This window comes from Planctomicrobium limosum, from assembly GCF_051465645.1.
Classification (GTDB): Bacteria; Planctomycetota; Planctomycetia; order Planctomycetales; family Planctomycetaceae; genus Planctomicrobium.
The window spans coordinates 954,830-974,700 of the sequence record NZ_CP195790.1 but is presented as its reverse complement, the minus strand read 5'-3'; the positions used below and the strand labels follow the sequence as shown (position 1 = coordinate 974,700).

Sequence of the window (19,871 nt, the reverse complement as noted above, 5' to 3'; positions counted from 1 at the left end):
CTCACTTCCAGACCGGATGCTGCTCCCAGTTCGGCGGAATTCCCATGCAGTTGAGGGCATCAGCGGAGTTGGGGGGATTTCGGAGCAGTTGATGCAACCGGTCTCGCCATTCTGCTCCAAAACTTCCAATCAGCGGGCAACGCTTGAGCAAGTGCTGCGTCAAACAGAGGGTCGAAAATAACCGCTCATTTTGTGGAAGCAGCGGTGGTTGCCACATCGGACCACGCGGAAGCGTTGCCTTGACTGACCAGATGCGATCCCACAGCCGCGAATGATGGGCACAAAGATTTCGGACGTAGACGAGATGCAGCAGGATCGGGCCGAAAAAGGTCGCCTGCATTCCGTATCGCGTTGCAACAGCCTGTTGATCGTGACGCTGCATTCCACGGAACATCCGGACGAGTGTTCCGAAGGAGACAACTTCAGTCAGCATCCAGATCGGCAGATCCGGGTACTCTAGGTAACAGCGTCGGAAATGCTTGATGAAGAGCTCGCTGGATCGGTCTGCTTCCTCATGCAGGCGCCTGATTAGGTCGGCATGATCGAACTTTTGAAAGAAGTTGACAGGCTTGGTGTGACCAAACGCACCATGTTGTTGCCCGAAATGGTACGCAAAGGTCGTGCGGACATCGACTTCAATGATCTCCAGTGCCTCTGTCAGAAGATCGCGCAGTGCGACGTCGAAAGCGTAGGCTGCTGAAATGTCTTCAAAGGTAACGCCTGGCCGAAATTCGTGGTGGGGTTGTTCAAATGCCAGGCAATACCCGCTGAAGCGATAGTAGTTGACGTGGGAGAGAAACTGAGCTGCGGCGGCAGGATCAGCGACAGTCAGCCCTCGGGAAACTAGCAGCGCAACCTGATGGGCATAGGATAACCAGGGTTTTGGATATGGTGGCCGAGGAGCGGAGGTCATCCCAGAACCTCCAGCCATAGCTCAAATGCAACTGGAGAACCAGGCAGAGCGCAAAAAAAAGACCCGTCCTTGATGCACGTCACTTTCCGAGGAAAGGAGCGGTGCGACGGGTGTGATGCAATTATCTTAGGGCGAGTTGCGCCCTGTGACAAGACTATCATCGACTTTTTGATGATCTGATTTGAGCGATTCTGCTGAATGTGCCGATTATTTGGCTGCAAAAATCCTAGAAAGCCCGCGAGTTGCACACAACCCGCAGGAACTGCGTAACCTGCCATTCGGAGAGGTGTTCGGAATCGCTGTGGCTCGATCATGAGAGCCTCCAGCGAACGGTAAAGACCTCTTCACGGGAGGTCTGCTGCTGCAGCCGTGCTTCGATATCGGAGATCAGCGTGTCTTTCCGCTGTTCGATTTGGTCTTGCGCTTCAAACAGTGTCCGCTTTTTGTGGTTCCGCTGCTGTTCCAGTTCATTGACCCGTTTCTGGGCTGCCACTTTACTCTGCAGATCGCCAGTAAGCCGCTTGGCCTTTTTGGCTTCACGAATCTCGAATTCGAGATCCTTCAGCTCGCGTTCCAGATTGTCTTTTAGATCATCTGCCCAACGGTCGAGCTTGTCGGACTCGGCGTCGAAGAAGGCCTCGTTACGATTTTGAGCTTCCATCAGCACCCGATTTGCCTGCGACTGGACAGCCCGGTCCAACAGATTCTGTGCAGTTTCATCAGTCGAAACCTGCCGGCCATCAGACGCGGGGATGGTCAGCAGTTTTTCACAGGTTTCCCGATCCAGAATGTCTCCATCGTCGGTGACACCGGCGAAGAGCAGGGTTTCTTCCGTGTCAAGTGATACGACGGTCTGTTGTTCGACTCTCAGCCATCCGGATTTTCCAAGCAACTTTTCGACAAGAGTCACTTTTGCGCCACGCTGAGCATAATTGAGTTCCAACTCACATAGTGGGAGCGCTCTGGATTTGGCACGTGCAATAATTCCCTCAGCAAGAGGATGACCAGGGCGATAGTGAAAATCGGTATCTGGAACCTCCTCGGATTTTCGTTCCAGCAAAGGCCTGAGGCGGTAGCGGCCAAGCGGGATCTGCTCTGATGAGCAATCTTGCGGTTGCTCGCGAAGAGTGAAGGTGTGACTGTTGAGATCGAAGTCGGCGTGTTCCGCGAGCTCTGTCGCGGTCAGCGCCCATAACCAGTCCTCATAGCGATTGAGACGCTGTTCCGTCTCCGATTCCATTATCCGTAACTTGTGGTGAACATCTTCGTCGAAGTTCTCCAGCAGCTTCGTGCGCGTCTCCTGCAATGTCGCGATAATTTGTTCATAAAGATCCAACTGCAGCTGATCAAACGCCTGCTGAATTTCGTCGACTGTCCGGCAGCGTTTGTAGATGTCGTTAATCCGCTTCTCGATATCGATCCCGGATTCCAGGGCCCCAAGCACTTCATCCGAAGCCCCAAAAACACCATCAAATAGCTTGAATTTCTGGTTGAGCAGTTCGAAGACACGCTGATCTGCTTCGTTGGCTCGGTTCACGAAGTTAATTACCACTACGTCATGCTTCTGGCCGTAGCGATGGCAGCGTCCGATTCGCTGTTCAATCCGCTGCGGGTTCCAGGGCAGGTCATAATTTACAACGAGAGAGCAAAACTGCAGGTTCACCCCTTCAGCAGCTGACTCAGTGGCGATCATGATCGATGCATTGTTCGCAAATTCATCGACCAACGCTGAACGCATGTCGGCTGTGGGTGACCCGCTGACACATTCCTGCCCGGCGTGGCGTTTGAGCCATTCCTGATAAATGCGTTTGGAATCTAGATCCGAATTGGTGCCGTTAAAGAGAACAATCTTTCCGGCATACCCCTTCTTTGTAAGAAGATCATGCAGATACGTCTGAGTTCTTCGGGATTCGGTGAAGATCAGGGCCTTTGGCTTCGAACCGAGTTCTTCAGCTTTGGCAAAGCCTAATCGCAGTGCCGTGATCAGTGAATTCCCTTTGGCGTTCTCTTGGATCGATTCCGCGAGGGTTTTATAGCGGAGAAGCTCAGCAGCTTCCGCCTGTATAGACTTGACCAGTATTTGGGGATCAGTTGCCGAGGCTTTTGCATCAGCGGAAGTGGGAGGGGAGGAGTTACCATCAGCGGACGGATCCTTCCACTCTTCTTCGATGGATTCGGCAGGTTCGAAATCGTCGCCCACAACTTCGGCAACATGTTCCTCTACAGCTTCGCCCGCAACGCGTCCAAGTTTTCGTAGTCGATCGATCATCGTGCCGAGGGTGGCAGCGATGGCGAAGGAGGATGAAGCAAGAATCTTTCGAAGCACCAGTTCGATCAGTTGTCGTTGGCTGTTCGGAAGCGAGTGCAGGTTATCTTTTTGCAGGAAATCCGAGACGTATTTGTAAAGCTTCTTTTCGTCGTCGGAAGGAGTGAAATCCTCAGTGATCGGGATGCGTTTAGTGTACTTCACATACTCGACGACCTGTTTTCTGAGTGTTCGTTGAACAATGGGCAGAAGTCGCGCCCGCAGGTTTGCGAGTGTCCCTGCCGGAAGACTATCTGACTTCTTGGCGTAAAGTTCCCGAAACGCCTCTTCGCTCCCGAAAACGTGTTCATCGACAAAAGTCACTAGCCCGAACAATTCCATCAGCGAGTTCTGGAGGGGAGTGGCGGTCAGAAGGATTTTAGGGCGACCGCGAACGGCATCCCGCAAAGCGCGAGCGACCTTGTTGTCTTTCTTGTAAACATTCCGCAGCCGGTGGGCTTCGTCAATGATAACCAGGTCCCAGGGGACTGAGGTCACATCCGCTGCCTTCGCCCGGGCAAACTGGTAGGAACAGATCACTACCTGCTGTGACTGTTCAAACGGCTGACGCATCTTTTTCAAAAGTTCGCGAAAGCTCTTGGACTCCAGAATGAGGGACGGGATGAAAAATTTGTCGGAAAGTTCTCCGCTCCATTGTTTGCGCAGCGTCGCGGGGACAATGACCAGAATGCGGCGTTTTTTCTCCGCCCACAGCTGACTGACTATGATGCCCGCTTCGATAGTTTTTCCGAGACCGACTTCGTCCGCGAGAATTGCCCCCCGCGAAAGCGGCGACCGAAATGCGAAAAGGGCGGCATCTACCTGATGTGGGTTGAGATAGACCGTGGCATTACTGATTGACTGCGCCAGTTTGTCCGCATGACCGGCTCCAGCTCGCTTCGTGAGTTCATAAGCGAAATACTTGGAGTGATACGGGGTGAAAGGAGCCGTCGCCGCAGAGATCACTGGAGTAAACCGAACTGCAGATGATGCAGTCATCGAATCGTCGCAATTCACGACCGCAGTCTCATCGATCTCCGCATGTTCCTCTTCCGGTCGACCAAATGGGAAAAACCACACCGGTTGGGGTTGTTCCTTGGGAGCGATTGGTTCCGCCAGTCGCTGTGGGTTCGACAGAATCCATTCAAAATCTCCATTGCCGTTCTCGCAGCTGGTGATTTCGACGGTGCCTACGATCAGGCCGCGAGGTAAGTCTCCTTCAATCTGTTCGTAGCCCGGATCAAGCTTCGCGAGCGACGCGTAGATGTAAACTTTGCCGCGAACTGTTGTTGCCTGGGAACGGTATTCAACCGTTTTCTCTCCGCGCAGGATCAACTCCGCCCAAGGTTGGCGGATACTGAGCGCTCGGAGTTGCTCTGGTTCAACAGGCATAGAGAATTAACGGTCATCGCCGATTTTCACGAGCTTTGCTCAAAATCATTGGATATGAAGTGTCGCGGCCCGCGCTGACGTGGCACGGAAGTGCCCGTACCTGGAGGAAGTGGATGTTCTGTTGAACGATATATAAACCTGAATTTGAAAGCCAGCTTCATTAACACTCTCAGCGATGCTTTCAATGCACCAGGAGGCCTGTATCAACGACCGACGACTGTCCAATGTTGCTAAATGTGGAAAATTGAACCTCAACTTGTGGATCTTGTGCGAACGACTTACTGGATCACTGATCTAATCTATCTGGAACAACCACTGTTCGCATGACTCTATCTTCGTAGCTGTTAACATTGTGGTTCCTCGCCACATGGACAATGACGTTCGGGGCAACGGGCGGTTACCGGAAAAATCAGGCAGGGCAGTCAACGTGCAGTCAGAATCACCAATGGTCTTCGAGATCAATGCCAAAGGTTGTCATGCTCAGGGGCAATTGAGCGCGGATGGATTTCTTGTTCTCTCGGGGGCCGTCATCCGCAAAGACATTGTTCCTTCAGCTCCTTCCAACCTGATCCCACAACGGCAGAATCTCCTGAGTCAAGGGATTCTTGCTGAGCAGGACGGGCAACTCCGGCTGATGAAGGATCATCTTTTTTCTTCTCCGTGTGCAGCTGCATCGATGGTGACGGGAACTGGTGGGAATGCTCGAAGTGTCTGGGTCACTCCTGACGGGCGAAATTTGCTTCAGTTGCTCAATGAATCCGGCAGAAACACCACATCCTCCGAATTGAAGATTCGAACCCAAATTCTGCAGAAACACAATGAGCTACTTGCGGATGGGAAGCTGCTCACCAAGGCTCAATTGGAGCAGTATTTCTTAGTCTTCCGTGAACGATTCAGCCCCGAGAAGCTGCAGGCGGTGCAAGGGGAACAGCTTCTCGAACTCATGCACGATCATGGCAATCGAGACAGCCTTGTTTACTGGCTGGAGTTCAAAAATGATGATGAGTTTCCATCCCAGAAATTTGGAGGCATTGGTGGCGGTAGCGCCATGAAGTTCGGGGTGTTTCGACGTAAGGAATCCGGAATCTGGCAGGGACCGAACGACAAGAGCAAGCCAGAGGACATCTCAACTCAAGCAGCAATCGAAATTGCAGAACGGCATCGGGATCAATTAGTTCTCGGGGCGAAATTACTGAGCGAACTACCAGATGGAAAGACGGACGAGGATTACCTCCAGCTCCAAAAACAGATGGATGAGTTGCTCCCAGACATCGTCGGAACCGGATGGGCTCACAAGTATTTCAGTTTATTGTTTCCAGAAAAGATCGACGATTATCACAGTAACCAATGGCAAAAGTATGCGATCTTAAAACTCCAACAGATGCCGCCGGAGGGGGAAGGGCGATACCTCGCTGCCGGCCGTTTTGTGAGAGCCGCTCAACAGGCTGGGTTGCCGATGAATCATTTCACGGCCGCATTGAACGCCTTGTATGGTCCTCGCCACCATTATTGGCGTATCGCGATTGAGGATGCGGAACAGAATGGTGACAGCTGGTCGATCATGCGCAGCGAGGGTTGCGTCGGCCTCACTTGGAAAGACGTGGGCGATCTGTCATGGGTGGCAGCAAACAAGGCCTCTCGTGATCAACTTAGAGAAATGCTGGGTGGACCTGAGTCGGTCGCCGCCTGGAAAAAGGCTTCGCAGTTGATTCAGTTTGTGGGGAAGATCAGTCGCAACGACATCATTGTCGTGACTGAAACAGACTTCGTTATGGGAATCGGACGAGTCACCGGTGACTATGAGTTTGTTCCCGACTCGAACGTTCCACACCGGCGTTCGGTAGAATGGCTTGATTTTTCACAATGGCAGTTGCCAACTGAAGAAGATTTTCAATCTGCTGTCAGCCTGATTCAGAAAAACACCGAGAATGTTCTGGAAATCGAACGCCATTGCCAGAACGGTGTTGTTCTCCCAATCCCAACTCCTTTACCACCGAAGACTCCGGTTCCACAATTGACCGGCATTCCAGCCAGAATCCAGTCGGTCCTGGAACGGAAGGGGCAAGTCATCCTGTACGGCCCCCCTGGAACAGGAAAAACGTATTGGGCAGAGAGTACCGCGCTAACGCTCGCAGGAATGGCTGCATTTGGCCGTGCGTTCGCAGACTTGAATGAGGACGAGAAAGCTGCCGTCACTGGCAACAATGGTGTCGGCGGACTGGTTCGCTGGTGTTGTTTCCATCCGGCCTATGGGTATGAAGATTTCCTTGAAGGGCACCGACCAGGAGTATTGCAAGGACAGCTGACATTCGAATTGCGAAATGGCATCTTCAAGCAACTTTGTCACGATGCCCTGGCTTCGCCGGATCGCTCGTTTTTTCTGATTATTGATGAAATCAATCGGGGAGACATACCACGCATCTTTGGTGAGCTGCTGACTGTTCTGGAAAAGGACAAACGCGGCAAGAAGATTCTCCTCCCCATCAGTCAGGAAGAGTTCCATGTCCCCAAGAATGTCTTCGTTATCGGGACGATGAACACGGCCGATCGGTCGATCTCACTGCTGGATGCCGCACTCCGACGCCGATTCGGTTTCATTGAGTTGATGCCGGATGCGTCCGTCCTTCGCGATGTGGTGATCAGCGGAGTGCCATTGCGAGCCTGGCTGGAGGAACTCAACGCGCGAATTCGTCAGCATGTCGGCAGGGATGCACGAAATCTTCAGATCGGTCATTCTTATCTGATGGTCGCCGGCAAGCCGATCAAGGATGTTCATGCTCTTAAGAGAACCGTCCGCGACGATATCCTGCCTCTGCTGGAGGAATACTGTTACGAAGATGTTGAGGCTCTCTTCAACATTCTCGGCAATGGATTTTTCGATAAGAAGCATCAGCAACTGCAACAGGATATCTTTGAAGACGGACAGGAAGAGCAGTTCCTTCAGGCTCTACTGGAGTACAGTCCGGACATTTCCACCTCAGCTGAAGTAACCCTGTCCGAGACAGAGGATGACGGAGATGAGACGATCGAGGATGCGGAATGAACCCAGCATCCATTCAAGTAATACTACGGGAGTGGGAGTATTTGCTTCCGGAGCAGAGTCCCTTGCTGAGAAATCTGTTCCTGGAGAACAAATTTCACGGTCTTGCCAGAGATTTGTCTGGACGAGGACTCTTGGAAGTTGTTGAACTGCGTCACGGGATGTCTCTGCGAGCATTTTCGCATGTTGGAAGAGTCCGACTGGGCCTTCGGTTCCGTAGGCCATCACTCTTACAGCGGATGTTGCACCGTTTCTCTTGGCGATAAGCCTCTTCCAGATTGCCACTTTCGTCGATCAAGAATGCAAGCCTGGCGACTCACTCGATTTCCAGGAATTCGAATAGTTTCTAACCGTTTCGAATGGATTCTGTATCAAGTTCTGTATCACGCTGAAAGCGTAACTCACACCAATTTTCCCACTACACCTCTCGCTCTCTCCATTCGCTCCTGATGACAGACCGATTTGAGAGTAAATACTCTCATCGGGTTCTGCCGAATTTCGGACCTATACAAGCATCCCGACGAGGCCTCAAAAAAAACAGTTTTCGCAGCCCCGTTTTGGGAGCTGAAATCACGACATAGTGAGGTACAACGAAAGTGCTAAACCGTTCCAAATTACAGATTACGACAATACCGATATGGCCGCGATTTTCCATCCACTGCTGGCGTTGATTGCTTCCGCCACGGATCGAGAACTGGCGAAGTACATCCAGTTTCTGAAAGAAGAGAATAAGATCCTGAGGGCTCGGATTCCCGGCGTCATCCACACAAGGCCGGAGGAGCGGGAACGCCTGATCAAGTTTGGGAAAGTCATCGGCCGGGCCATTGAAGAGTTGCTGACGATCGTCAGCGTGAGCACATTCTACCGCTGGCTCCGAGACGAAGGTCAGCCCAAGCGAAAACAAAATCCAAAGGGAGGGCAGAGGAAACCTCGCGAGATCCGGGAGCTCGTCCTTCAGATCGCGACAGTGACTGGCTTTGGATACACCCGGATCCTCGGCGAATTGAGGAAGCTCGGCATCAAGAAGATCAGCCGGCAGACCGTCAGAAACATTCTGAAAGACGAGGGGATCCAACCGGGACCGAATCGCACCTCGGACTCCTGGACCAACTTCCTGGAACGTCACAAGGAGACACTCTGGGCGTGTGATTTCTTCAGCGTGAAGACAGTGACGTCTCGTGGGATCAGGGATATGTATGTCTTGATTTGGCTTTGTGTTTCGACGAGAGAAGTCATTGCGTCTACATCAACTGACCACCCAACATCGGCCTGGGTGTGTGAACAGGCCAATAAGTTCATCGACGAAACGGCCGGGCGGGAACACAAACCGGAGATTGTAATCCACGACCGAGATACCAAGTTCAGCAGAGAGTTTACGGAAACCCTGAAGTCACACGGTCTCCGCACCAACAAACTTCCCAAGCGAAGTCCCAACCTCAACGGTCGCTGTGAAAAGTTCATCGGCACCATCAAAAATGAGTGCCTAGCCAAGTTCATTCTCTTTGGTCGCAGGCATCTGGATCATCTGGTCACAGAGTTCACCGAGTATTACAACCAGCACCGAAGTCACATGTGCCGTGGACATCTGCCGCCTGTGAGAGAAGAGCCTGAGGAAGTCGAGAAGCTCAGCTTGGACGAGATCGAAGTGAAGTCGTTCGTCGGTGGGCTGGTGAAAGGCTTTGAACGAAAGGCCGCCTGACGCAGACGTTGCTCATTAATCTGCTATCGGCAACATTGTTTTTGCCGCTCTACCATGACCAACTCCGACAGTGATTCATAGGGTGGTGGTTTCGTCATGTAGTGTAGTTCGTTACCACGACCATTCTGCGCACTTTGATGAAGCCATCTTTCGTCCCAAATCCCTAATTGTGAAGGACTTCTCCGAGTTCACATCATTTGGACCGAAGGCTTTCAGGTACTCCAGCAAGAATGCTCGTAGTTGCTCAGTTTGCAGCATTATGTCATCCCCAACGCCTTCATCGCCGCTGTCAGCGGATCGGAGAAGAATACGGGGTCTACCCGCTCTACTATCTCGCCCGAGACTTCGAGAAAGTTCCGTTTGTTTTCGAGTGGGACCAATGCCCGGCGTGCCCCATTATCCATGCTGACCTGCAACGGCTCTGCCAACGTGCGGACGGCCTTGATGTTTCCCTGAATGCTCAGGTCGCCGAGGATGACCAGACCGGCGAGGACCGATTGGCGCTTGATGGCCGAATAGACAGCTACCACCAAGGCGATACCGGCCTCGCAGGGAACGTGATTACTCAACAAGTCGATGGCCTCGACGTGAAAGTCCGTCGTGTCGAACTGCTGCCCAATGCCCATCTTCACTTTCTGGCCTTGCAGGTAGGCGAAGGCTCGTTGCAGCGATTCCTTCATCGCTCCTTCTACACCGCCTGCAATCTTCAGCTTGCCTGTGCCCGGTGATGTTCCCACTTCGAGGCGGTAGAGGCCGACTTTGCCTTGGTCATCGACCGAAGCGGTGTAGAGCGAGCCGGGGGCAAGCGGATCGGCGGCGATCATGTCTCGGCCACCTTGCTCGGGCACGCCGACGAACCGCTCTTCCCGAGTCTCGCCGTCGATGAACGAGAACGAGGTCTGGTGATACTCGAACGACCCCATCTTTTTGAGTTGTTCTTTCACTCGGCGACGGCCTTCCAGAGCCAGTTCCACAAGCTCGGCCAATTCGTCCTTCGTCACTTCGCCGTGTGGATAGATCAGCTTGACCAGTCCCGACACCGATTTGCGAACGGCCTTCACATCACGGGCGTTGAGATGGTGGCCCAGCGAGAAGTGGCGGTCGATGATCTCGGTGAAGTTGTGCCGGCGAAGTTCACGCAGCGCCTCGGCCAAGTAATCCACCACGAAGCCGTAATGGTCGGTGAAAAACTCGACCCGCATCTTCGGGATTTCCCAGCCGGGGATGTAGAAGTGGATGCGGTCGAGAAACGCCATGTCTTCCCGAATCACTTCGGGCATCGGCATGAATAGGTGCGACGACCGAACCATGACCTCGACCGGCTGGTTGGTGTTGCCGAACATGGCAATGGACGCCATCCCTGAAAGTGAATCCTTACCACGAGCGAATGTGCCGGATTCACAGTAGGTCTTCAGGGTCGTCACGACCTCCTTTGGCATCTTCTGGAGGTCGGCCACTTCATCGAACGCCACGGCGTCCCAGATGCCGACCAGTCCCATCTTGCCGCTGGCCATGTTGTAGAAGAGATTCGCTACTGTCGTCGGGCCGGTCAGCAGAATCGTGTATGGCGAAAGCTCCTGATAGCCGTAGCTCTTGCCGGTTCCACGAGGGCCAAGTTCCACGAGGTTGTAATTCTGTTCGCAGAGGGCCAGCAGGCGAACGAGGAATAGCAACTTCACCCGCCGCTCAAAATGTGACGGCTCCATTCCTATAGTGCGGAGCAGCAGGTCAATCCATTCGTCCGTCGTGAACTCGCCACGGCAACCCCGGTACTCTTCGATGTCGAAGGTTGCAAGCTGGATGGGCTTGATGCTGTCGATCCAGAAGGGGCTGCGCTTTCCCTTCTGCTCTTCGTCGTATTGATGCCGCAAATCAATCTGTGCCCAAATGCCGCCCATCAACAGGCGGTCGTACTCCCGCATGAAGTGTTCGGGGATGTGGACGTACTTGTGCCCGAAGTTCTTGAGTTCCGCCCAGTATTTGTCATCATCGGAGACATACCGCACCTGAATCTTGTCGATGAACGTATGCTTCCCCTTGTCCTTGACTAGCGACTGCGCCTTGTTCGATTCATCAGGACGGACAAAGTTCGACGTCAGAGTGTTATTCACGACCTTCAGCCCGGCTTCGATGGCGATCGGATCATCGGTCGCGCAATACTTTCCGAGTAGGTACTCGAGTACGAAGACCGGGACGTTCGCCCCGACTTTTACCTTGCGCACCAAATCCTTGCGCACGACCTTGCCTGCGAACACGGATGCCGCTTTTCGATCAAGTTCAGGCATGACGTTTTCCTCACATCGAAATGGCGACATCGACCGTCAGGGGAGCCGCCAGTTCTGCCCCCGTGATGGCATCGAGCAGGTAAACTCCGACCGTCTTCTGAGAAATCTCTTCGGACAGCATCACGGTGACGGTATTCGGTTCGATTCGCTTGTTGTCAGTTTCAGAAATCTTCAGCTTCACTTCGCCGGTCGCATCCTCGAACCCGTAGGAGGCGCTCACCGGCATCGACACGCATTTCTTGTTCGCCCGCAGTTCGATTCGCACTTTCGGCGGTTCAAACCCGAACAGGCTCGATTCGCTCTGGCTCCCGGCAATCTGCACTGAGAAGAACCTTGTGGTCAGTTTGGCCGTGCCGGGCGTCAACGTCCATTGGATGCCGGTCGTCGTCCCCGTGGGCTTCGCCGTCGAGTGCATGACGACCACGGGCACGATCAGTTCTTGGGGAGACAGTCCACCGTGGAAATAGGCTCGCCCACCGCCTTTCGACTTGAAGACGGCAAACGTCCACGGGGTTGCAATGTCGTATTCGCTCTCCACACCCAGCGAGGCCAGTGAGGTCCGCAGGTAGGACGGCTCGGACGTGCCCCCTACACCGACCCACACCCGGCGATGCAGGTCTTCCGCTTTGCCACCGGGGGCTTCGATCTTCATGTCCTCCCCGATCTCGTCGGCAAACAGATGCCCGTGATCGGCGACCAGCACGATGGTCTTGATGCCGTGATCGGCCAGCACCCGCACCCCCCGCCGCAAATGGCTCAGCACGCCGTCGATTTGCAGCCGGGCCTGTGACATATTGTCGGCCTCGCCCAGTTCGTCAATCTCCTGCGAGGTAATCAGGATCAACTGGGCGTCTTGAATGCCGTCCCGAACTTTCTTGCCGGGCTTCGGCAGAAGATCGTCCAGCTTGGCATCGAAGACCGGCACTCCCGCATGTTCCTTCAGGAAGGCCACTCGGTCCTTGCGGTCCTTGATGACCTTGCCGCCAATCTCCAACGCCAGCTTACCACCACCCACGCTGACCACCTTCGCCGCTTCATGGGCCTTCGGGAGCAATGCCGCCATGCCGATCTCGGTGATCGTGGGCATGGTGCCGATGGCGGGCTGGCATTCGAGCTTGAAGTCGTCGGCCAGCAACCGGCACAACTCACGGGCCATCTCGAACCGCAGGGCGTCCACCCAGACGTAGGCGACCTTGCCTTCACCCAGATGCGGCTTCACCTGCTTCTCGAAGAAGTCCCGCTGCCGCAACAGCCCCTTGATCGGATGCTTGGCTTTGGCGAACTGCGTAATGAAGTGCTTCGCCAGTTCGCTGCCGACCTCGGTGTACCGCTGCTCGGCTTTGGTGATGAGCTTTTCCAGCCCGTGATGGTCGCTACCGGCGTCGAACTCGAAGTTGTACTTGCGGCTCTCCATGTGCCGGTGGTGCGTGTCGAGCAGGCACCACGGCTCGTCATCGTCGGCATACGCTTTGACGAGAGCGGGAACGGTGGTCGGTGCCTTCTTAATCTCTTTCCCCACTCGGTCGGCCTCCAGCAAGACCTCGGCGGCGGACGAAATGAGCGCCCAGCGGGCCTGAATCTTTGGCTCGACATCGGCCCAGAAGCGGGAGAGGCGATAGTTGGCCAGTTGCAGCAACTCCGGGGTGGCCTTCTTCAGAAGCTCGCCTTCCACATGCACCAGCAAGGCGAGTTCGACGCACCGGAAGGTTTCGTTTTCCCTCAGCGGCTCCACGGGCAGGTCAAGCTGGCCGAGGGCCAGTTCGTGTTCGACCTTGTTGGCGACGGCAACGTAGCTGTCCCGATGCTCCCGGCTGTTCCGCCATGTTCGGGTCAGTCGCACACAGGCATCCACGCCGCCCGTGCTTTGTGCGGCGGAAACAGAAGAGAGGGACGACGGCGTATCTTTCTTGAGAGCGGCGAACAGATCGGTGAGCAGAACGTGCCGCCCCAGCTTCACTCGCCTGTTCGACAACGCTTCGGCTGCGGGAAGTTCGATGTCATAACTCACTTGCAGCAAGTGCCGCAGTTCCTTCCCGGCCTCCTTCTTTTCGATCTCGTTGTCATGCTCGTCGTCGTGCAGGAAGGCCAAGGCCACTTCCTGCGGGTTGGCGGTGCCGCAGATCAGCTTCACGACGCCGGTGGAAATGTCGATGCCTTGTTCGGCCAGCGAGTTGAGGTCGGCCAGCGACAGCTTGCCTGCTTCTACTTGCCGTTCGATCTCGCCCACCTGATCCTCGCCCAGAATCGGCTTGAGGGCGTTGCGGGCCACGACGGAGAGGCGGGTGTTGCAGGCCGGGGGTTGTTGCCGGGGCTGCATGACGACCCCCGCAGCGTCGAGTTCGATCAGGGCGGCGTGAGTCTTCTCTCGCTCGATGGGGACGTAGACGACCAGCCGGGGCGGTTGTCCGTCGCCCATCAAGTGGTCGATTTCTTTTCGGAGCTTGAGGAAGCTGCCGTCGAAGCGGGCCACGGTGGTGTTGGGGAGTGTGAGTTCCACCGCCGCCGAGCCGTAGGCTTGCTCCGGGTCGTACCAGACGACCAGCCCTTTGTCATCGACCTGCTTGGCGATGAGTTGCATCAGATGTTCGGTCACGACGGCCATTACTGTTGCTGCTCCTCATTGTTCCTTAGATCGTCGCCACCTACTGCGACCCCCGCTTCCCATGCAAGAAACTGAATCAGGTCGCCGGGGAAGAACATTCGTGCGGCAGTTTTCTCTGGCCGATACCGAGTCATGCGGTTGCGAATGAATGCAACTGCCTCAGCAAGTTCGAGATGTAGGTGAGCGGCTGTGTTCTCGAATGTGCCGAACGCCAGCATGGAATTGGAAATCAGCACTTTGGCAAAGCAGTAGTTCTGATGATGTACGACGCCTCGATTGCCGAGCGCCTCGCACACGGCTTCACATTGATCCGCAGGCACAACGCCCAATCGGCGCACCGCATACAGCACACGCTGCGGGCGGAAGGCTCGGTTTATGGAAGCCTCGCCGTATTTTCCGGTCTTGATCTCAGCGATCACGCACACGGTTCGATGGAAATGGTCGAGTCCCCAACCTGCAAAGCGGTCGTTGTCCCAGTCGTCCTGCTGGCCCCCGATTTCCTCAAAGACATGCGGGAATCTCACCGCCAAGAGGTCCGAGTCGGCATTGTGTCGCCTTGGAGCGTCTGGACGATGGAGAACGAAGTTCGCCAAGGGAAGAAACCCATTGAGGCGAAAGTACCAGTAGGCCAGCGATTCACCGAAGTTCATCACTTCACCAACCCTTTCTCACGCAATTGCTTGCCGATGGATGACCATTCGTACTGGCCTTCCATCAGTTCATTCCAGTATTTCTTGGCTTCCTTCCACGGGACGAGTTCGTGGAGCGGGGCGATGTTCAGGACGACGCCATCGTTGAGGTCGGGTTCGAGATGCAGATTCGCCGCCCGCCGCAGCTTGTCCTCGAAGTCCCGCAATTCGGAAAGGAAGTCTTCTTGCCGCTCCACGTCCTTGGCGACCCGCTTGGCCTCTTTGCCGCTTTCGCCCGCAGCGGCCTTCTGGGAGTGGAGCGATTCGAGGCGGCTAGTTTCCAAGCGAATCTTCGGCTCGACGTAGTTCACCAGCGCCTTGAAGAGCATGTCTTTATCGAGCCGGTGGTAGTAGAGCCAAATGGCGTAGTTTTTCTTCGAGGATTGCAGCAGCCAGTAGATCGGAGCCTTGCGGCGGCTCTTCGAGTAGCGTGAAATGTGGTCATCCCAGAAGCCACCTTTGCCGGGTTTGCGGATGTAATCCCGCAACTTATTTACCCCAAGTATTTCGCAGGCTTCGCTCTCGATGGCTTCGGCATCATCCTTCCAGATGACTTCCAAAACATCTCGCATCCGGCGCTCAATGTCGTCGCCATGCTCAGGGTCATCCGTCAGAATGCCATCCCAATTGATTCGCACGGGGTATCCGTCAGGCGTTTTCTTTGCTTCGACTCCATCTGACTCCTGAAGCGCTCCGGGTGGGCAATGAAGCAATGGCTCAATCGGATTTTCATATCTCGGCCATGTCGTGTTTCCAGCGACAAAGCGCACATCCCACCGACCAAATACAACTCCCGTACCGTATGACATCTCCTGATGCGCACGCAGCCTAATTAGCTCAGGGTCCAGATGAGAAAGCATCTTTACGGTGAGTAATTCCGGAGGCACCTGCGCCTTCGCACAAAGGCTGCCAACTCGTCCAAACTGGTCGGGGCCGAACTCTGGCATTGATCCTACGTCTTCGTCATCATCGCTCGAATCGTCATCGCCTTCGTCGGCGTCCTCTGACAATGTTCCCGCCTCTGAAGTTGTAGACGTGTGCAAGAACGGATTACCAGAAAATGCCCACGAGACACGTTGCCAGTCTTGCTCTGCAAGCCTAGCTGACTGTGCGAGTTCGTCTTCCAGTGCTAGGCGCTCCTTCAAAAGCTCTGCCTCCCGCTCAACGTATTCTTTTACGGAAATTTCCGCCGCTGCTGTTAGAGTGCGAGGATGGTCACCTTTAGCATAGGCTGGGCCGACAAACCAATTGCCGACCTCATTGAACCGCCCATATTCACACCTAAACCGCCATTCCTTCTCTGCGTAGACACCAAGTGCAACCTGCAACTCAACAGGAACGTCAAAACTTGGCAAAGAGTCGATGTACCCGCCGTGCTTGTGCTGTCCGCAGTATGTGTTCACAACATAACGGTACAGGCGAGTATTCATGAGGCCACACACAACTGCTGCTTTCTTGGCATCGACCGGAAATACTGCGTGTCCCTCATTTGTGAATACCATACCCGGAGGCATGAACTGCACGCTAAGACAGTGACATCGTTTTCCAAAGTGCAATCCGACTCGAAAGTAGTGATCCTCGTTCTTGACTACCCATGCGGGATTACCATTTAAGTACGGATAACGTTCGCACACATAATCCTTGAGGTCTTTCCCGTTGTTCCTCCACAAAATCACAAATGAGTAATCACGGAACATTGGAGAAAACGTGCCGCCATGCGCCAGTCTTGCAAACGATCCGTCCGCAAGCTGTGGAACGGGCACTTCCCACCACAGTCGCACAAACCTCGGAGTATCCGCAGGAGCCGTGCCTTGCTTGGTCGCCGCCCACTCTTTCTCAAACGATCTGTTAGCAGCGAATAGCAGGAAGACTGAGCGTGGAACCCAATATGCAAAGGCTGTGTTGGGGAATGCCAGAAACTCATCGTTAAAATGGAGGTACGTCGCAAACGGCAATAGTGTCTGCGATAGAGACCGGATCGAGTCTCTGAGCCGTTCTGACTTATCTACATCTTTGCGACAATCAAAAAAGCATGATGACTCGATGTATCCCTGACGCATCACTAACGCCGCTGCCTCTACATTTGCTTCGTCAAGCACTTCCCAGCCAAGATCGGCGTAGAACAACGTGCCGACTGCCAACATCTCATGCCGAATCTCCTTATAGTTCTTACGGATGAAAACGGAGCGATCTGAAACCGTTCCCGCCATTCCATTCGATGAAAGCACTCGCAAAGCTCGCTGGACGAAAGCACATGCGAGGTTCTTGGCAATTGCGGGATATTCCTTTGTGATGTACTTTGCCACGATGGCTTGATTCGGGGCCAGTCCGAATGGCGGATTCATCAGCACCACGTCGTATCGCTTCTGGCAGAGGTCTACGAAGGCGAATCCCCGAACGGCATCGTCAGTGAAAAGCCGACGTTGTAGCCGTTGACCGTTCTGAGCGCTCTCCGCATAGGAACGAAGAGCCGCAATCACCTGCGCTTCGGCACCTTCGAAGAACTGCGCATCGGTGATGTCTTTTACCGAAAAGACCTTAACTACTGGCTCGGTCGGCTTGTCGAACAGCGTGCGCTGGATGGAAAATCCGCCCATTGCGTATTGGCGCTTGGCTTCACGAATGGCGTCCCGAATTTCTTCCTCGATCTTGAGCAGTGAACCGGCTTCCCCCGCCAGCTTCATCTTGTCGAAGACGACTTCCACGACTTGACCGAGGACTTTCGGCTCAAGCTGGCCGACGAACTCCTTGAGCATCTGCTCTTCACCGGGCATCGGCTCGGCACAGACGAAGTTGGACCGGGTGATCTGGGGACGATCCTTCTTCAGCCCCATGTCCTGATACGCCCGCTGGCAACGTAGCCACAGAGCAAGGGCCGCAATCTGACTGGCCCGCAAGTCGATGTCGATGCCGTGCAGGTTGTGAGCGAGGATCAGCCGGGGGACATCCCGCTTGAGGGCATCGAGCGTCGGATAGTCCTTCTTCAATTCCGGACCGAGGTCAGTATCGGCGTAGGCTTCCTCGTAGATCGTGAGCAGCAGGTCAAAGCAGTACAGCAGGAAGTGGCCGCTGCCGCAGGCGGGGTCAAGAATCTTGAGTTCCCGTGGGTCTTTCTTCGGGCGGTGCGGAATGTGGACCGGGAGCTTGAGCAGTTCTTCCTGAGAAAGATCGTCTTTCCCCTCGGCGGCATCCTTGGGCGGCTGTTCGCCCTCCTGCAAGAAAATCTCGGTGGGGCGGCGGACCATGTAGCGGCACTGGTCCTTGAGCTTGGTGTCTCCCTTCCGCATTTCGTACCAGATGCGGCCCAGCGTGTTGTCGGTGAGGAACTCAACCACATAGCGGGGCGTGAAGAACTGGTTGCGGAAGGCCAGTTCGTAGGAGTTGCGGGGAGCTTGACTTCCACCTTTCTTCGGGTCTCTTGCAGCATCCCGCAGCTCCTTGGGCGTGAAATACTGGTAGACCCAGCCGATGGTTTCGTCCTGCGACCAAATCTGCGGCCACCCGTCCCGCAGTTCGGTTTCCTCGGCCTTGATTCCGCCGCCGTTGAGCAGTTCGAGAACTTCATCGAGCGTCTTCTGCCGAGGGTAGAGGCGATTGGCCGGGTCGTTGGGGTTGAACAGCACGCCGATCTCTTCGGAGAGCGCCCCGCCGAGCCAGTCCAAGAAATGCCGATAGGCGGCATCCTGATGGCCGGTGTTGAAGAGCCGTTCTTCCTCCGGGTGTTCCGCCAGATAAAACTTCACGCCGTTGGAGTTGACGCCCCGGCTGACCGCTTCACGGAACTTTTGACCACCGACGTAAACTTCACGGGCCTCCATCATCTTGTACGCACAGAGCCGGTTGAGATGCGTGAAGGCGATTTCCCGAATCAACTGATCGAGGGCATCCTTCGGCTTGAACCCACGGGCCTTGATGTGGGCGTAGTGATCGAGGATGTCTTTGCGAGCCGCCTGTTCCTCTTCGCTTAAGTGGGTCATCTTGGCGCTTGGATCAGCCATCACCTGATCCTTCTTGGCGAAGATGCCGTACTTGCCTTCAAGCTCCTGCGCAATGGCCTCTTCGAGCAGCTTGCGGCACTGCGTGACGACGTTGCGGAGCTTGTTGCGAATCTCTTGGTCCATGTCAGGCCGCTCCCTGCGGTTGTGCCGCCGCTGCTTGTGCTTTTAATTCCCTGAGCCGAGCCGTCACCAGATCATCGAGAGCAAGGCACACCACCCGAATTGTTTCCACCGCTTGTTTGGCCCACGGATAGCCGATCTCTTGGGCCGCACCACTGGGATCATCTTGCGACCGGTCGGCCCGATGCACGATGTCGTTGCGGCGCTTTACCGTGGCGTCGAGCGTCTTCTTGATTTCGTCCTCGGCCCGACCGAGTTGCTTGGCAATCAACCCCCAAGGGTTGTCGAGGGCCAGCAGCACGCCGGTGACGTGAATGCCCCGCTTGCCGCTGAGGTAGCTGAAGTTCAGGCTGCTAATCATCTTGTTGGCGACGAACAGCGGGTCGGGATCAGCCAGAATGCGAACCACTTCATCGAGGGCGAAGGTGAGGTTCTTGAACTGGTTCTTGATCTCTTCGTCCTTCTTGGGCACGAAGTCTCGGCCTCGCAGCCCGATGACTTCCGGCAGATTGTCCCTGAGCAGGATCGGCAGGTAGGTTTCCAAGGCGGTGCTGGCCGTGACCACCGATTGCCTAAGCAAATTGCACAAGGCACTGCGTTTGATGGATGCAGGCGGGACTTCGGCGCTCTCCCGAATCAGCCCCAGAAAGACCTCGTTGTAAATGACCATCAACCCCTCGTCGTCATCGGCCTTCACCAAATCTCGCAGCGTCCGCAATACGCCTTCCTCGGTGTTGGGCGCATCGTGTTCCAGCAGCCGGTAGACCTTGAGCAGCAGGTCGGCTGGTCGGATGTTGTCTTCAAAGATTCGGCGAGGGCTGAGCATGG

The 19,871-nt window shown here is 54.9% G+C and carries 9 protein-coding genes; 2 read left to right on the top strand and 7 right to left on the bottom strand.

The features are described from left to right. Position 1: 1 nt before the first annotated feature. Together SH527x_RS03540 and SH527x_RS03535 are read right to left on the bottom strand one after the other, a co-directional pair. Positions 2–913 carry an Abi family protein gene (locus tag SH527x_RS03540; RefSeq protein ID WP_437193275.1) on the bottom strand — a complete coding sequence of 304 codons (912 nt, stop codon included), beginning with the start codon at positions 911–913 and terminating at the stop codon, positions 2–4. 310 nt (positions 914–1,223) lie between these two features. Continuing rightward, positions 1,224–4,610, bottom strand: coding sequence for an SNF2-related protein (locus SH527x_RS03535; protein ID WP_437193274.1), 3,387 nt, complete (start codon positions 4,608–4,610; stop codon positions 1,224–1,226). Between the two features lie 427 nt (positions 4,611–5,037). Between SH527x_RS03535 and SH527x_RS03530 the strand changes: the two genes are divergently transcribed. Further along, the gene (locus SH527x_RS03530; RefSeq protein ID WP_437193273.1) at positions 5,038–7,653 is read left to right on the top strand and encodes a DUF4357 domain-containing protein; all 2,616 of its coding nucleotides are present in this window, start codon (positions 5,038–5,040) and stop codon (positions 7,651–7,653) included. Positions 7,654–8,230: 577 nt separating this feature from the next. Next, positions 8,231–9,349 carry an integrase core domain-containing protein gene (locus SH527x_RS03525; protein WP_437193272.1) on the top strand — a complete coding sequence of 373 codons (1,119 nt, stop codon included), beginning with the start codon at positions 8,231–8,233 and terminating at the stop codon, positions 9,347–9,349. A 257-nt stretch (positions 9,350–9,606) separates the two neighbouring features. Here the strand turns inward: SH527x_RS03525 and brxL are convergent, their stop codons facing one another. From brxL to SH527x_RS03500, 5 genes are read right to left on the bottom strand one after another with little or no spacing between them, the layout of a single operon-like run. Next, positions 9,607–11,634 carry a protease Lon-related BREX system protein BrxL gene (brxL, locus tag SH527x_RS03520; protein ID WP_437193271.1) on the bottom strand — a complete coding sequence of 676 codons (2,028 nt, stop codon included), beginning with the start codon at positions 11,632–11,634 and terminating at the stop codon, positions 9,607–9,609. A 10-nt stretch (positions 11,635–11,644) separates the two neighbouring features. Beyond that, a complete protein-coding gene (locus SH527x_RS03515; protein ID WP_437193270.1) occupies positions 11,645–14,236 on the bottom strand; it encodes a PglZ domain-containing protein in 2,592 nt (863 codons plus the stop codon). Beyond that, complete coding sequence (locus SH527x_RS03510; RefSeq protein WP_437193269.1) at positions 14,236–14,886, bottom strand: hypothetical protein; 651 nt, start codon at positions 14,884–14,886, stop codon at positions 14,236–14,238. Before SH527x_RS03510 ends, SH527x_RS03515 begins: the two co-directional genes overlap by 1 nt. Beyond that, positions 14,886–19,046 carry a BREX-1 system adenine-specific DNA-methyltransferase PglX gene (gene pglX / locus SH527x_RS03505; protein WP_437193268.1) on the bottom strand — a complete coding sequence of 1,387 codons (4,161 nt, stop codon included), beginning with the start codon at positions 19,044–19,046 and terminating at the stop codon, positions 14,886–14,888. Before pglX ends, SH527x_RS03510 begins: the two co-directional genes overlap by 1 nt. Position 19,047: 1 nt before the next feature. Further along, on the bottom strand, positions 19,048–19,869 hold the full coding sequence (locus SH527x_RS03500) for a hypothetical protein (RefSeq protein ID WP_437193267.1): 822 nt from the start codon (positions 19,867–19,869) through the stop codon (positions 19,048–19,050). Between the last annotated feature and the right edge of the window lie 2 nt (positions 19,870–19,871).

What these genes read in the sequence shown, in the direction of transcription:
- SH527x_RS03540 (WP_437193275.1), bottom strand. Translation starts at nt 913, where the DNA reads ATGACCTCCGCTCCTCGGCCACCATATCCAAAACCCTGGTTATCCTAT.
- SH527x_RS03535 (WP_437193274.1), bottom strand. Translation starts at nt 4,610, where the DNA reads ATGCCTGTTGAACCAGAGCAACTCCGAGCGCTCAGTATCCGCCAACCT.
- brxL (WP_437193271.1), bottom strand. Translation starts at nt 11,634, where the DNA reads ATGCCTGAACTTGATCGAAAAGCGGCATCCGTGTTCGCAGGCAAGGTC.
- SH527x_RS03515 (WP_437193270.1), bottom strand. Translation starts at nt 14,236, where the DNA reads ATGGCCGTCGTGACCGAACATCTGATGCAACTCATCGCCAAGCAGGTC.
- SH527x_RS03510 (WP_437193269.1), bottom strand. Translation starts at nt 14,886, where the DNA reads ATGAACTTCGGTGAATCGCTGGCCTACTGGTACTTTCGCCTCAATGGG.
- pglX (WP_437193268.1), bottom strand. Translation starts at nt 19,046, where the DNA reads ATGGACCAAGAGATTCGCAACAAGCTCCGCAACGTCGTCACGCAGTGC.
- SH527x_RS03500 (WP_437193267.1), bottom strand. Translation starts at nt 19,869, where the DNA reads ATGCTCAGCCCTCGCCGAATCTTTGAAGACAACATCCGACCAGCCGAC.